This window comes from Alphaproteobacteria bacterium (assembly GCA_040905865.1).
Taxonomy (GTDB): domain Bacteria; phylum Pseudomonadota; class Alphaproteobacteria; order UBA8366.
The window spans coordinates 24259-39186 of the sequence record JBBDQU010000033.1 but is presented as its reverse complement, the minus strand read 5'-3'; the positions used below and the strand labels follow the sequence as shown (position 1 = coordinate 39186).

General features: G+C 62.6%; 14 protein-coding genes and 1 tRNA gene. 10 read left to right on the top strand and 5 right to left on the bottom strand.

Going from position 1 to position 14928, the window contains the following annotated elements:
* From rpoD to WD767_06660, 3 genes are all read right to left on the bottom strand, one after another.
* The coding region (gene rpoD / locus WD767_06670) for an RNA polymerase sigma factor RpoD (protein MEX2615760.1) at nucleotides 1-1705 on the bottom strand (1705 nt) is incomplete at its 3' end.
* Between the two features lie 70 nt (nucleotides 1706-1775).
* Nucleotides 1776-3587, bottom strand: coding sequence for a DNA primase (gene dnaG, locus WD767_06665; protein ID MEX2615759.1), 1812 nt, complete (start codon nucleotides 3585-3587; stop codon nucleotides 1776-1778).
* An 80-nt stretch (nucleotides 3588-3667) separates the two neighbouring features.
* Nucleotides 3668-4117 carry a GatB/YqeY domain-containing protein gene (locus WD767_06660; GenBank protein ID MEX2615758.1) on the bottom strand — a complete coding sequence of 150 codons (450 nt, stop codon included), beginning with the start codon at nucleotides 4115-4117 and terminating at the stop codon, nucleotides 3668-3670.
* Between the two features lie 271 nt (nucleotides 4118-4388).
* Here WD767_06660 and carA point away from each other — a divergent pair, with 271 nt between their 5' ends.
* The 3 genes from carA to greA all read left to right on the top strand — a co-directional run bounded on the left by carA (nucleotide 4389) and on the right by greA (nucleotide 9429).
* Entirely contained in the window at nucleotides 4389-5561 is a 1173-nt protein-coding gene (gene carA / locus WD767_06655) for a glutamine-hydrolyzing carbamoyl-phosphate synthase small subunit (protein ID MEX2615757.1), read from the top strand.
* 3 nt (nucleotides 5562-5564) lie between these two features.
* Nucleotides 5565-8816, top strand: a complete 3252-nt coding sequence (gene carB, locus WD767_06650; protein MEX2615756.1) for a carbamoyl-phosphate synthase large subunit — start codon at nucleotides 5565-5567, stop codon at nucleotides 8814-8816.
* Nucleotides 8817-8955: 139 nt separating this feature from the next.
* On the top strand, nucleotides 8956-9429 hold the full coding sequence (gene greA / locus WD767_06645; protein ID MEX2615755.1) for a transcription elongation factor GreA: 474 nt from the start codon (nucleotides 8956-8958) through the stop codon (nucleotides 9427-9429).
* A gap of 181 nt (nucleotides 9430-9610) precedes the next feature.
* Here greA and WD767_06640 read toward each other — a convergent pair.
* Nucleotides 9611-9685 (bottom strand) — tRNA-Gly (locus tag WD767_06640).
* A 153-nt stretch (nucleotides 9686-9838) separates the two neighbouring features.
* Here WD767_06640 and WD767_06635 point away from each other — a divergent pair.
* From WD767_06635 to WD767_06610, 6 genes are all read left to right on the top strand, one after another.
* Nucleotides 9839-10378 carry a prolyl-tRNA synthetase associated domain-containing protein gene (locus WD767_06635; protein MEX2615754.1) on the top strand — a complete coding sequence of 180 codons (540 nt, stop codon included), beginning with the start codon at nucleotides 9839-9841 and terminating at the stop codon, nucleotides 10376-10378.
* An 82-nt stretch (nucleotides 10379-10460) separates the two neighbouring features.
* Complete coding sequence (gene trxA, locus WD767_06630) at nucleotides 10461-11378, top strand: thioredoxin (GenBank protein ID MEX2615753.1); 918 nt, start codon at nucleotides 10461-10463, stop codon at nucleotides 11376-11378.
* Nucleotides 11375-12031, top strand: a complete 657-nt coding sequence (locus WD767_06625; GenBank protein ID MEX2615752.1) for an LON peptidase substrate-binding domain-containing protein — start codon at nucleotides 11375-11377, stop codon at nucleotides 12029-12031. Before trxA ends, WD767_06625 begins: the two co-directional genes overlap by 4 nt.
* Before the next feature lie 16 nt (nucleotides 12032-12047).
* Nucleotides 12048-12248 (top strand): Trm112 family protein, encoded by a 201-nt coding sequence (locus tag WD767_06620; protein ID MEX2615751.1) that lies wholly within the window; start codon nucleotides 12048-12050, stop codon nucleotides 12246-12248.
* Nucleotides 12245-12625 carry a DUF971 domain-containing protein gene (locus WD767_06615; GenBank protein MEX2615750.1) on the top strand — a complete coding sequence of 127 codons (381 nt, stop codon included), beginning with the start codon at nucleotides 12245-12247 and terminating at the stop codon, nucleotides 12623-12625. Before WD767_06620 ends, WD767_06615 begins: the two co-directional genes overlap by 4 nt.
* Before the next feature lie 20 nt (nucleotides 12626-12645).
* Nucleotides 12646-12993, top strand: a complete 348-nt coding sequence (locus WD767_06610; GenBank protein MEX2615749.1) for a DOPA 4,5-dioxygenase family protein — start codon at nucleotides 12646-12648, stop codon at nucleotides 12991-12993.
* Here WD767_06610 and WD767_06605 read toward each other — a convergent pair.
* The gene (locus tag WD767_06605) at nucleotides 12988-14208 is read right to left on the bottom strand and encodes a UbiH/UbiF/VisC/COQ6 family ubiquinone biosynthesis hydroxylase (GenBank protein MEX2615748.1); all 1221 of its coding nucleotides are present in this window, start codon (nucleotides 14206-14208) and stop codon (nucleotides 12988-12990) included. The genes WD767_06610 and WD767_06605 overlap by 6 nt on opposite strands.
* Nucleotides 14209-14523: 315 nt before the next feature.
* Here WD767_06605 and WD767_06600 point away from each other — a divergent pair, with 315 nt between their 5' ends.
* A complete protein-coding gene (locus tag WD767_06600; GenBank protein ID MEX2615747.1) occupies nucleotides 14524-14862 on the top strand; it encodes a P-II family nitrogen regulator in 339 nt (112 codons plus the stop codon).
* The last annotated feature ends 66 nt before the right edge of the window (nucleotides 14863-14928 follow it).

The window sequence follows — 14928 nt, the reverse complement described above, 5'->3', positions numbered from 1 at the left end:
CGTTCTTGTCCTCGATGAAATCGCCGAGATGGCTGTCCTCCTCGTCGCCGATCGGCGTTTCGAGACTGATCGGCTCCTTGGCAATCTTCAGGACCTTGCGGACTTTTTCCAGCGGCATGTGCAGCTTGATCGCCAGTTCCTCGGGAACCGGCTCGCGACCGATTTCGTGCAGCATCTGGCGCGAGGTGCGGACCAGCTTGTTGATCGTTTCGATCATATGCACCGGGATACGGATGGTGCGCGCCTGATCGGCGATCGACCGGGTGATCGCCTGGCGGATCCACCATGTCGCATAGGTCGAGAACTTGTAGCCGCGGCGGTATTCGAACTTGTCGACCGCCTTCATCAACCCGATATTGCCTTCCTGGATCAGGTCGAGAAACTGCAGCCCGCGATTGGTGTATTTCTTGGCAATCGAAATCACCAGCCGCAGGTTGGCTTCGACCATTTCCTTCTTGGCGCGGGCGGCTTCGCGTTCGCCCTGCTGCACGGTCTGCACGATGCGGCGGAATTCGCCCATCGGCATATTGGCCTCGGTCGCGATTTCGACGATGGCGGCGCGCAGTTCCTTGATTTCGTCGCGATGCCTGGTCGCGAACTCCTTCCAGCCCTTGGCCTTGACCCGCGAGACCGCGTTCAGCCAGTGCGGATCCATTTCATGGCCGTAATAGCGCTGCAGGAAATCCTCCCGCTTCACGCCGCAATTCATCGACAGGCGCATCAGCCGCCCTTCGAGCCCGGTCAGCTTCTTGCTGTATCCGTAAAGCTGATGCATCAACTGCTCGATCTTGGCGTTGTTCAGGCGAACCTGTTCCATCGACTCCAGCAGGTCCTTGCGGTGCCGCTCATAGGTCCGCTCGGTCGATTTCGAAACCGCCTCGCCCTTTTGCAGCGCGGCCAGCCGCTTGTCCTGCGCCCGGTGCAGTTTCAGGTAGGCCGTGGATATCCTTTCGAACCGCTCGAGGACTTCCGGCTTCAGCGCCTGCTCCATCGCCGCCAGCGAGAGCGACGCTTCTTCCTCGTCGTCATCGTCATCGTCATCGTCGCTGTCGTCGTCATCTTCGTCGTCGTCGCTATCCGCGGCGGCCGGCAGGACCGCGCCATTGACGGGGGAGACGATGCCGTCGCTGTCAGGACCGCCGCCATAGGTCGCGTCCAGGTCGATGACATCGCGCAGCAGCATTTTCCCTTCCATCAGCGCATCGTGCCAATGGGTGATCGCCTGCATGGTCAGCGGGCTTTCGCACAGCGCGCCGATCATTTTCTCGCGGCCGGCCTCAATCCGTTTGGCGATGGCGATTTCGCCTTCGCGAGACAGCAGTTCCACACTGCCCATTTCGCGCAGATACATGCGGACGGGATCATCGGTCCGGCCGATTTCATCGTCCTGAAGATTGCCGGCTATGCGGCCGGATTCTTCCAGTGAATCCGACGCCTTGTCGCCGGACTCTTCGGTCTCTTCGCCATCGACGACATTGATGCCCATTTCGGAGAGCATGGTCATTGTGTCTTCGATCTGCTCGGAAGACACCTGATCCTGCGGCAGAATCGCGTTCAGTTCATCAATCGAGATGTAGCCGCGTTCCTTGGCCTTCGCCAGAAGCTTCTTCACTTCCTGGCCCAGTCCGTCCATCAGCGGTCCGTCAGTGGTTTCTTCCACGATCTCCGGTGCCTGAACCTGCGATGTCGTCGCTTTCGTTGCCATCCAGTACTATCTCCACCTTATGCGGCCTGCCATAGCCAGGAACTGGCAGGTCTGGTGCGCCGTTGTCGGCCTATTCATCTATATCGGCAAGCAGTCGATCGCTTTCAATCGCGTCGCGCCTCGCCGCAAATACCCTCGCCTCATCTTCCACCGATGCGGATTCCGCAGCAGTCCGGCCCAGCGCCGCGACTTCGCTTTTAAGACGTTCCTGCACCCGTCGGCCGATCAAATGTCCCAGCCCCTCCCGCGCGCCCTCTACCGTTGCGCCGGGCGCGGCAAAAGGCGCCAAAACATATACCTGCCGTTCCAGAACACCTTCAAGCAGGCGCTCCTCGCCACTTTGGTGGAAATGGGCTTTTATTGCGGCGAAATCAAGGTCTATACGCTCAGCAAACAGGTTTTGAAGCCGCTGGAGGACTTTGTCAAGATCAGGGTCAAAAGTCAGGGCGCCGAGCGCCTCGGCGAATTCGTCCCGCAATGCGGGGTGATTGATCATTGCCGCAAGAACCGCCTGCTGCGCGCGCCGGTTCATTCCCCCCAGGTTGCGCCGCAGTCCGGCGCCGCTGCCACGATGCGCCGCCGGCGCGCCCCGCACGCCCTGGCCGCTGCGTCTTTGCCGGAAGACCGCCCACAACCGGTCGCGGAACATGGCCCTGTAATATTCCTGCACCGTCGCATCGGCGATCGCATCGGCCCGTTTCATCAGCCGCGCCTGAAGGTCCGCGCGCCGTTCCGGAGTATCCGGCGCGACGGCGCCCGCTTCGATATCCCAGACAACATCGGAAAGGGGGCGCGCCGCCTCAAGCACCTGGCGCATGGCGCCGACGCCCTGCCGCGCCACAAGGCTGTCCGGGTCGTCGCCGGCGGGAAGCATCGCGAAACGCAGCGATTTGCCCGGCTGCAACAACTGCAGCGCCCGTTCCGCGCCCCGCCCTGCCGCGCGCTGGCCGGCGGTATCGCCGTCGAAGCACAGCACCGGCTCCGGGGCAAGCTGCCACAGCGCCCTGATCTGGTCCTCGGTCAGCGCTGTCCCCAACGGGGCAACTGCCGATTCGATGCCGGCCTGCGACAGGGCAATGACGTCCATATAGCCCTCCGTCACGACGATCTGCCCGGATTCGAAACTGGCCTTGCGCGCATTGGCGTAGTTATAGAGCGTGCGCCCCTTGTCAAACAGCGCGGTATCCGGGGAGTTGATGTATTTCGCGGCCCTGGCGTCGCCCATCATCCTGCCGCCGAAGGCGATGACCCGGTTCTGCCGGTCTGTAATCGGAAACATTACCCGGTCGCGAAAGAAGGGATAGGGCGCGCGGCCATCATCCGGACGCCGCAGCAGCCCCGCCTCGAGCATCGCCATCTCCGACGCGCCGGCGGCCTTCAGCGCGGCCTGTATCCCGCCGCCGCCATCGGGCGCGAATCCCAGCCGGAAGCGGCGGAGCGTTTCCTCGCGCAGCCCGCGCTCCCGCAGGTAATCCAGCGCCCCCCGGCCCGCCGGCGCGCGAAGCTGCGCCTCGTACCATGCGCAGGCGGTTTCCATGACCTCGTGCAGTCCCGCCTGACGCTGCGCCTGTTCGCGCGCTTCCGGCGTTTCCACCGGAATTTCCAGCCCCGCATCATTCGCCAGCTGTTCCACCGCTTCGGGAAAGGAAAGGCCGCTGGTGTTCATCACGAAGGAAATCACGTCGCCATGCGCACCGCAGCCAAAACAGTGATAGAAGCCCTTTTCCTCGTTGACCGTGAAGGAGGGCGATTTTTCGTTGTGGAACGGGCACAGGCCTATGTGTTCCCGGCCCTTGCGGGTCAGCCTGACCCGTTTGGACACCACATCCACCAGCCCCGTACGGGCGCGGATATCCTCCAGCAGTCGATTAGGAAACGCCATAATCCCGGACCTGCCTCGTCAGCGTTCATTTCAAGATCATAGCAGGCCCGAACCGCCAGCGGGCAACGTAAAGTCGCCGGTCAGCCCAGGCGTTTCTTGGCGATAGCGCCGGCCTTGCCAAAATCCATCTGCCCGGCATGGCGTTCGCGCAACGCCGCCATCACCTTGCCCATCCATTTCAGACCGTCAGCGCCGGTTTCGGCGATAACGCCGTCAACCGCCGCCTCGATTTCGGCGTCGTCCAACTGGCGCGGCAGAAACCGTTCGATGATCGCGATTTCGTCGCGCTCCTGCTGGGCCAGTTCGGGGCGATTGCCTTTTTCATACATGGCGATGCTGTCATGGCGCTGCTTCACCATTGTCTGGAGCATCGCCATGATTTCAGCGTCGCCCGCCTCGGCGGCGTCGTTGCCGCGGACCGCGATGTCCTTCTCCTTCAACGCGGCCCGTATCAGCCGAATCGTGGAGATGGCGCATTTGTCCTGCGCCTTCATCGCTTCCTTCAATGCGTCGTTCAGCGCTTCGCGCACCGTTCAACACCCCTCGTTATTGACCACGTTCTGGGACGTGAAGTGGGACGGTAAACGATCACAATCCAGTTGGCAACTTGGCAGAAATTTGCAAGTTATTGATTTTAAACAAACAATTTAATGGAAATACCTTGACCACAGGCCGCGATTTGCTTAGAACACCGACCAACTGAACATCCGCAACCGGCGCGAAATTGCCTGTCCGGGCAAAGCTTCGTGGCGAATCAGCGTTATACGTCCCGTCAACCCTCACACGAGCGCGGTTACCCCTATGCCGACACAGATACCGACGTCCGCCACGCCGCCGGAAGGCAGCACGGCAGCGTTGATTCTGGCCGATGGCGGCATCTTCTGGGGTTACGGCATCGGCGCCGAGGGTCAGGCCGGCGGTGAAATCTGCTTCAACACCTCGATAACCGGATATCAGGAAACGATGACCGACCCGTCCTATGCGGGGCAGATCATCGCCTTTACATTCCCGCATATCGGCAATATCGGCGCCAATCCGGACGATATCGAGACCATCACCCCTGCGGTGCGGGGCTGCGTGTTGCGGGCCGCGATTACCGAGCCGTCCAGTTTTCGCGCGACCCAGAATTTCGACGCCTGGATGCGCAACCATGGCCTGGTGGGGATCACCGGGGTGGATACAAGGCGGCTGACCCGGCGAATCCGCGACCTGGGCGCGCAGCAGGGCATCGTCGTGCACGCCCCCTCGGGAAAATTCGATATCGCCGCCGCCCGGACCGAGGCGTCCCGCTGGCCTGGGCTGGAGGGCATGGACCTGGCCAAAACGGTCAGTTGCACCCAGACCTATTCCTGGAACGAAACGCGCTGGGCGCTGGGCCAGGGTTACGGACGGCTGGAAAACCCGCGCTACAGGGTCGTCGCGGTCGATTATGGCGCCAAGCGCAATATCCTGCGCTGCCTTGCCAGCCTGGGCTGCGACGTGACCGTCGTGCCGGCATCGGCAACGCATGAGGAAATCCTGCGGCACAAGCCGGACGGCGTGTTCCTGTCGAACGGACCGGGCGACCCGGCGGCGACCGGGGAATACGCCGTGCCGGCCATTAGGGGCGTGATCGATTCCGGCACGCCGGTCTTCGGTATCTGCCTTGGTCATCAGTTACTGGCGCTGGCGCTGGGCGCGCGGACCGAGAAGATGCATCACGGCCATCGCGGCGCCAACCATCCGGTCCAGGACCTGCAGACCGGCAAGGTGGAAATCACCAGCCAGAACCACGGCTTCGTCGTCGATCCGGTCTCGCTGCCGGCCAGTGTCGAAATCACCCATAAATCCCTGTTCGACGGCACGGTGGAAGGCATCCGGGTGAAAGACCGCCCGATCTTCAGCGTCCAGCATCACCCCGAAGCATCGCCGGGGCCGCAGGACAGCCACTACCTGTTTGACCGCTTCGTGACGATGATGGACGAGAACCGCTGAGCCATGCCGAAACGCACCGACATCAAATCCATCCTCATCATCGGCGCCGGGCCGATTGTCATCGGGCAGGCCTGCGAATTCGATTATTCCGGCACCCAGGCCTGCCGCGCGCTGAAGGACGAAGGCTACCGGGTCATCCTGGCCAATTCGAACCCGGCGACGATCATGACCGACCCGGGGCTGGCGGACGCGACCTATGTGGAGCCGATCACGCCGGACATGGTGCGCCGCATCATCGAACGCGAACGGCCCGACGCGCTGCTGCCGACCATGGGCGGGCAGACCGGGTTGAATACGGCGATGGCGCTGCTCGCCGACGGCACGCTGGAACGGCTGGGCGTGGAACTGATCGGCGCCAACGGCGAATCGATCGACAAGGCGGAGGACCGGCAGAAATTCCGTGTGGCGATGGAAAAAATCGGGCTCGAATGCCCGCGGTCGACGGTCGTGCACGACATGCCGGGCGCCCTGGAGGCGCTGGAATATGTCGGCCTGCCGACGATCATCCGGCCGTCCTTCACGATGGGCGGCACCGGCGGCGGGATCGCCTATAACAAGCAGGAATTCGCCGAGCTGATCGAAGGCGGGCTGCGCGCCTCGCCGACCAAAGAAGTGCTGGTCGAGGAATCGGTGCTGGGCTGGAAGGAATACGAGATGGAGGTCGTCCGCGACAGGGCGGACAACTGTATCATCGTATGCTCCATCGAAAACATCGATCCCATGGGCATCCATACCGGCGATTCGATCACGGTCGCGCCGGCGCTGACCCTGACCGACAAGGAATACCAGATCATGCGCAACGCCTCGATCGCGTGCCTGCGCGAGATCGGGGTCGATACCGGCGGCTCGAACGTGCAGTTCGCGGTCAGTCCCGAAACCGGGCGGTTGCTGGTAATCGAAATGAACCCGCGCGTGTCGCGCTCCTCAGCGCTGGCGTCGAAGGCGACCGGCTTTCCCATCGCCAAGGTCGCCGCGAAACTGGCGGTCGGGTACACGCTGGATGAAATCGACAACGACATCACCAGGGTCACCCCGGCGAGTTTCGAGCCGACCATCGACTATGTCGTCACCAAGATTCCCCGCTTCACCTTCGAGAAATTTCCCGGCGCGGAACCGCTGCTGTCGACGTCGATGAAATCGGTCGGCGAGGCCATGTCGATCGGCCGCACCTTCCCGGAGAGCCTGCAGAAGGCCCTGCGTTCCATGGAAACCGGGCTGAACGGGCTGAACGAGGTGGAAATCGAGGGCGCCCATGACGGCGACCCGGATGCGGTTCGCGCGGCCCTGTCGAAACCGGTGCCCGACCGGCTGCTGATTGTCGCGCAGGCGTTCCGGCACGGGCTGACGGTCGACCAGATCTACAGCGCCTGCAAGATCGACAAATGGTTCCTGCGCCAGATACAGGGGCTTGTGGAAACGGAAGAATCCGTCCGCCGCGACGGGCTGCCCGACAATTACCTCGGCATGCTGCGGCTAAAATCCCAGGGATTCGCCGATGCGCGCCTGGCGGAACTGACCGGGCTGAGCGAGGCCGAGGTCACCGCGCGGCGCAGCGCCCTATCCGTGTTCCCGGCCTACAAGCGGATCGACACCTGCGCCGCCGAATTTCCCGCGCTGACGCCCTATATGTACTCGAGCTATGAAGGCGACGGCAGCGGCCCGCCGGAATGCGAAGCGGAACCCACCGACCGCGCCAAGGTGCTGGTGCTGGGCGGCGGCCCCAACCGGATCGGCCAGGGAATCGAATTCGACTATTGCTGTGTCCATGCGGTCTTCGCGCTGTCGGAAGCGGGCTATGAGACCATCATGGTGAACTGCAACCCCGAAACCGTCTCCACCGATTACGATACCGCCGACCGGCTGTATTTCGAACCGCTGACCGCGGAGGATGTGCTGGCGGTGATCCGCACCGAACAGCAGAAGGGCGCCTTTCACGGCGTCATCGTCCAGTTCGGCGGGCAGACGCCGCTGAAGCTGGCGGCGGCGCTGGCGGAAGCCGGGGTGCCGATCCTCGGCACCGCGCCGGATTCCATCGACCTTGCCGAGGATCGGGAACGATTCCAGAAGCTGCTCCAGAAACTGAAACTGCGCCAGCCGCCGAACGGGACCGCAACCTCGCTGGCGCAGGCGGAACGCATTGCCGAGGAAGTCGGCTACCCGGTGCTGATACGCCCCTCCTATGTGCTGGGCGGGCGTGCCATGGAACTGGTGCACGATATTCACGGTTTGCAGCGCTACATGGCGACGGCCGTCAAGGTGTCGGGCGCGCATCCGGTGCTGATCGACCGGTTCCTGCGCGATGCCATCGAAATCGACGTTGACGCGATCTGCGACGGCACGGATGTGTATGTCGCCGGAATCATGGAACATATCGAGGAAGCGGGCATCCATTCCGGCGACAGCGCCTGTTCGTTGCCGCCGTATTCCCTGTCGGAGGAAATTATTGCGGAAATCCGCCGCCAGACCGAAATGCTGGCGCACGGGCTGAATGTCGTCGGGCTGATGAATATTCAATACGCGATCAAGGATGGCGAGGTTTACATCATTGAGGTGAACCCGCGCGCCAGCCGCACCGTGCCCTTCGTCGCCAAGGCGACCGGCGTGCCGATCGCCAAGATCGCCGCACGGGTCATGGCGGGCGAAAAACTGGCCGATTTCAATCTGGACGGCCACCCGATAGGCAAGCATGTCGCCGTCAAGGAAGCGGTATTCCCCTTCGCCCGGTTTACCGGCGTCGATGTCGTGCTGGGGCCGGAAATGAAATCGACCGGCGAGGTCATGGGGCTGGACAGCGAATTCGCCCGCGCCTTCGCCAAGGCGCAGCTCGGCGCCGGCATCGACCTGCCGCGCGAGGGAACCGTATTCATTTCCGTTCGCGACGAGGACAAGCCGGCCCTCGCCGTCCTGGCCCGGGAACTTGTCGGCATGGGATTCGAGATCGTCGCCACCGCCGGCACCGCGCGCTATTTCGCGGCGCACGGTCTCGACGTCCGCACCGTCAACAAGGTGCTGGAAGGTTCGCCGCACATCGTCGACGCCATGATCGATGGCGATGTCCACCTGATATTCAACACAACCGAAGGTCGCAAGGCGGTGGAGGACAGCTTCAGCCTGCGCCGGACCGCCCTGATGCGGAATATTCCCTATTACACGACCGTCGCGGGCGCGCGCGCGGCGACCCGCGCCGTTCAGGCAATTCGCGCAGGATCCCTTGAAGTTGCACCCCTGCAATCCTATTTTAGTGCCGCGTATTAATTTTTCCCGGCTTTCAAGTTTCCGACAACTTTGATGACCTGTGATATGCTAGCATATCCAACGGCCCCTTTGCAGACAGCAGGGCCGATGGAGCGACGGTTTCATGGCAGAATTCGAGTAGGTAATTCGAATGGATACGATACAGAAATACCCGATGACCACTTCCGGCTACGATGACATGCAGGAAGAACTGCGCTTGCTAAAATCCGTCGAGCGGCCCGCCGTGATCAAGGCGATTGCCGTCGCGCGCGAGCATGGCGACCTGTCGGAAAACGCCGAATATCACGCCGCTCGGGAACGCCAGAGCTTCATCGAGGGCCGGATCGCGGAGATCGAGGACAAGATCAGCCGCGCCGAAGTCATCGATGTCAGCAAGCTGAGCGGGAAAAGGGTCCAGTTCGGCGCCACGGTCACGATTGCCGATGAAGATACCGACGAGGAAACGACCTATCAGATCGTCGGCGAACACGAAGCCGACGTCACCAAGGGCCGCCTGTCCATCGCCGCCCCCATCGCCCGTGCGCTGATCGGCAAGAGCGTTGGCGAATCGGTCGAGGTCGTCACCCCGCGCGGCCAGAAGGACTACGAAATCATCAAGGTACAGTTCAAGTAGGGTTACTGCGGGAACCGGGTCCGGAATTCGACGACTGCAAGCCGCTACATCCCGCGACCGCCCCGGCGGATGATGCCGCTTGTCGGTTGAGCGAATACAAGGGATTCACGTCCCGGATATCCGTGTGTTGTCAGAGGTCCCGGAAACCGGCGATGTATTGCTGCAATTCCCGAAGGAAAACTGGAGCGGGCGATGAGATTCGAACTCACGACTTCAACCTTGGCAAGGTTGCGCTCTACCCCTGAGCTACGCCCGCGTCGCTGCCGCCACTGTACCAGCGGCGCGGCATAATACGCAATCATCCGCTCAATGCAAGCGCCCGGAAAGGGCCCGGCGCACAATTCACCCGCCGGCGCGAAAATTCCGGCAAGGCTTGCCGCCCGCCGCGCCAATATGTATCACAGGGCGCATGGAACATCGCGTCGCGGATACCGTTCCCGTCACCGAAGCCGGCCTGTTCGCGCGGCTGGAGGCGCTGGGCGTGGCGTATACGCTGCATCGCCATCCGCCGGTCTTCACCGTGCCGGAAGCGCGGGCCCTGCGCGGCGCCCTGCCCGGCGGCCATGTGAAGAACCTGTTCCTGCGCGACAAGAAGAAAAATACCTGGCTGGTCACCGTGCTGGAGGACCGCCCGGTTGACCTGAAGGCGCTGCGCCGCCTGCTGTCGGCCCGGGGCAACCTGTCTTTCGGGAGCCCCGAACTGCTGATGGAAAAACTTGGCGTGGCGCCGGGTTCGGTGACGCCCTTCGGCATAATCAATGACCGGGACGGCGCCGTTTCCGTTATACTGGACAAGGATGTCCTGGCGCAGAACCCGGTCAATGCCCATCCGTTGCGCAACGACATGACCATTGCCGTTGCGCCGGCGGGGCTGATGCGGTTTCTTGCGGCGGAAGGCCACGAACCGTCGGTCGTCGATTTCGGGGCCCTCACCGCATCGTCGGGATGAGCGCCGGCAACATGGACGGACTTGTCACCGGCCGCAAAAAACGTCATCTAAACACTTCATAATGCACGTGGAGAATTCAGGTATGGAACCGATCATTGGCGAAATCACGCCACCCGCAGCCCCGGTCAAGGACGTGACGGCGGCGACCTTCATGGCCGATGTGGTGGAGGCCAGCCGGACCGCGCCGGTCATCGTCGATTTCTGGGCGCCGTGGTGCGAACCATGCAAGCAGCTTGGCCCAATCATCGAAAAGGCCGTGAACAATACCCGCGGCGCCGTTTCCCTGGTGAAGGTCAATATCGACGAGAACCGCGAAATCGCGGGGCAGATGCGGATCCAGTCGATTCCCGCGGTCTTTGCCTTCGTCAACGGGCAGCCCGTGGACGGCTTCGTCGGCGCCCAGCCGGAAAGCCAGATCAACGCCTTCATCGAACGCGTCGTCAAGGCGGCCGGCGGCGAAGTCGGACCGTCCCCCATCGAAGAGGCCCTGGAACAGGCGCTGCAGGCGGAAGAAGCCGGGGATCTGCACACCGCCGGCGCGATTTTCGCCGAAATCGCGCGACACGAGCCCGAGAACCTGAAAGCCGTGGCCGGCATGGCGCGCGTGCTGATCGGCCAGGACCAGCCCGATGCGGCGCGGGAACTGCTGGCGCAGGTGCCGCCGCTGAAGCGCGACGACCCCGATATCAAGAGCGTCACGGCGATTCTGGATCTGGCGGAAAAAGCCGGCGAATCGGCCGGCGAAATCCCCGCCCTGGAACAGCGCCTCGCGGCGGACGACAAGGATCACCAGGCGCGCTACGATCTGGCCCTGGCCTATTTCGCGACCGGCCGCGCCGAGGACGCCATCGATCACCTGTTGACCATCGTACAGCGCAACCGCGGCTGGAACGACGATGCGGCGCGCAGGCAGCTTATCGAAATCTTCGACGCCCTTGGCGGCGCCGACCCGCTGGTCGCGGACGGCCGCCGGCGGTTATCGACGCTCCTGTTTTCATGAGCGCCTTCGACCCCGGATTCGACGCGCTGCCGGCCACGCTGCCGATATTTCCGCTGACCGGCGTCCTGCTGCTGCCCCGGGGTCGTCTGCCGCTGAATATCTTCGAGCCGCGTTATGTGAACATGATCGTCGATTCGCTGGCGGCGGGCCGGATGTTCGGCATGGTGCAGCCATCGGAAGCCAATGCCGAAGGCCAGCACGAAACCCCCGTCGTCTACACGACAGGCTGCGCCGGGCGCATCACGCATTTCGAGGAAACCGACGACGGCCGGTTCCTGCTGTCGCTGAAGGGCGTTGCCCGGTTCAATATCGTCGAGGAAATCCCGACAACGCGCGGTTACCGGAAATGCCTCGTCGACTGGTCGCCCTTCAAGGCCGACCTGTCCCCGCCCGGGGAGGGCGCCATCGACCGGGTCCGCCTGATGGACGCGGTCCGCAACTACTTCACCGCCCGGAAGATCGAAGCGAACTGGTCCGCGATCGAGAAGGCGGACGACGAATATCTGGTGACGTCGATCGCGATGCTGTGCCCGTTCGACCCGCCGGAAAAACAGGCGCTGCTGGAAGCCGCCGACCTGCCGGGCCGTTCGGCGCTGCTGACAGCCATTGCCGAGATGGCGGCATTGGGCCCCTCGGACGGCGCCAGGCAATAGGAAAGGAAGACGCATCATGGCCGAAGGCAAATCCGGCGTGGATCCGAAGCTGCTGGAAATTCTCGTCTGTCCCCTGACCAAGGGACCGCTGCAATACGACGCCGACGCCGATGAACTGATCAGCAAACAGGCCGGGCTGGCCTATCCGATCCGCGACGGCATCCCGATCATGCTGGTCGACGAAGCCCGGCAACTGGACGACGAGGGGCAGGCATGAACGCGACCGCCGGCGCGTCCGTTGCGCATTGGCCAACCGAAATCCGCTACCGGAGCGACGAGAAAGTACTGGAGATCGATTTCGACGACGGCATGAACTGCCGCCTTCCCGCCGAACTGATGCGGGTCGAAAGCCCCTCCGCCGAGGTACAGGGACATGGACCCGACCAGAAACGGCTCGTCGCCGGTCGCCGCCATGTCGGTATCATGAAGATCGAACCCGTTGGCAATTACGCGGTGCGTGTCCATTTTGACGATCTGCACGACACGGGCATTTTCAGCTGGGCCTATCTGCGGGAACTGGCGGAAAAGAAGGAACAGCTCTGGGCCGATTATCTGGCGGCACTGGAAAGCCAGGGATTGTCCCGCGACCCCTGAGCAACGGGAGACAAATCCGCATGGACAGCAACGCGATTACGGAATGGCACGCGCATATCTATTTCGGACCGGAAAACGAGGCCGACGCGCAGGCCCTGCGCGAGGATATCGCCGCCCGTTTCAGGAATCTCCGGATCGGCAACTGGCACCACGGGAATGTGGGGCCCCATACACAGCCGATGTATCAGGTCCTCTTCGCCCCGGAACAGTTTGACAGTTTCGTACCCTGGCTCGCCCTGAACCGGCGGCATCTGACCGTCCTGGTCCACCCGGAAACCGGCGATACGGTCACCGACCATACGGACCACGCCATCTGGATGGGCGCTGTCCTGGCCGTCAATACGGAAGCGCTGCGCCGGAATTCATAGAGGTTCGCCGCGCGCCAGCCGCGGCAGATCGCCGACAATCCCCATCGCATGGCGCATGAAGAAGCGCTTCAGCGGCGGCATGCGGTTCACCGCCGCGAGGCCGAGGTCGCGCGCCAGCCGCAGCGGCCCGATATCGTTGGAAAACAGGCGGTTCAATGCGTCCATCGACGTCGCCATCAGGACGTTGTCGAAACGCCGCCAGCGTTCGTAGCGCGCCAGCACCTCGCCCGACCCGATATCCAGCCCCAGCCGCCGCGCATCGACAATCGATTCCGCCAGCGCCGCCACATCGCGCAGGCCCAGGTTCAGCCCCTGTCCCGCGATCGGATGAATGACATGCGCCGCCTCGCCGATCAGCGCCAGCCGCCGGTCCGTATAGCGTTCCGCATGCATCAGCCCCAGCGGGAAGCCGAACCGCGGTCCCTCGACGCGGATTTCACCCAGCCAGTCGCCGAACCGGCGATGCAGTTCGGTAAAAAAGGCATCGTCGTCCAGCGCCAGGATATGCTGCGCCGGTTCGGTCCCTTCCGACCATACGATATTGCTGCGCTGCCCCGTCATGGGCAGCATCGCAAAGGGTCCGGCAGGCAGGAACAGTTCGACCGCGACGCCGGCATGCGGGCGGGCATGCGCCACCGTGCAGACGATGGCGGTTTGCGGATAATCGATCCGCGTCGCGCGAATTCCCGCCGCCAGCCGCAGGGGCGAATTCCTGCCGTCCGCGGCGATCAGCAGCCGCGCCGCGATCCGCCGGCCGTCATCGAGTTCCACGTCGACTCCGCCCGGGCCCCGCGCCGCCCCGGCCACCCGGGCCGGCGCCAGCAGATGAAACGCCTTCGTCGTCGCCGCCACGGATAATTGCGCATCCCGGATATCGCGGTTTTCCAGGATATAGCCCAGCGCATCGCTATCGACGTCGAGCCGGTCATAATGCAGAAAAAGCGATGACGGTCCTTCGTTCAGCGTACCGTCCGCGATCCGGATCGCGTGGATCGGTTCGGCGCGCGCGGCAAGGTGGCGCCAGATTCCGACGCCGTCGAAAATCTGCTGCGATCCGTATGCAATGGCGGATGTGCGCCCGTCAAACCCGGCATCGCGCAGGGCATCGGCCGGCTGCATTTCGATCACGGCGGTGGATACTCCGGCTTTCGCCAGGGCGAGCCCCATCGTCATGCCGGCCATTCCGCCGCCGGCGACAACAACTTCTACAGACATATCCGGTTTCGACAGGGACGCCATAGACGCACCATCTCCTACCCGAACAGCGGTGTCCAGTTTCGCCGATAATCATCCTGAATCGGGAACCGCATAAAATTACGGCATTTTTCCTATTTTGCATATTTTTTGTGCAAAATAGGGTTATCGCATCACCCAATCATTTGGCAGGAAATATAATTATGTAATTATTTCAAATGGCTAAGAACAATCCCGAGATTTCGGCACGCATCTTGAAAAGAAGGCCCCGGATACTCGACTTTCTATTGCCCATGCGGGGCTGATGCAACGACGATCAGAAAGAGGAACCTGTTCATGAAACTGGTCTTGGCGATCATCAAGCCATTCAAACTCGACGCGGTCCGTGAGACACTGACCGGCATCGGGATAGAAGGCTTGACCGTGACCGAGGTGAAAGGGTTTGGCCGGCAGAAGGGCCAGACCGAAATCTACCGGGGCGCGGAATACACCGTTAATTTCCTGCCGAAGGTGAAAATCGAAGTGGTTTGCGCCGATTCGCTGGCGGATCAGGCGGTAGAAGCTATCCAGACTGCCGCGAATACCGGCCGGATCGGCGACGGAAAAATCTTCATTCTCGACGTTTCGAAGGCCGTTCGTATTCGTACGGGAGAAACCGACGCGGACGCCATTTAGTGGCCGCACGGAAAATGTGCATGTCTTCGACAATGACTACTATTTCAGCATTTTCACAGGCATTCC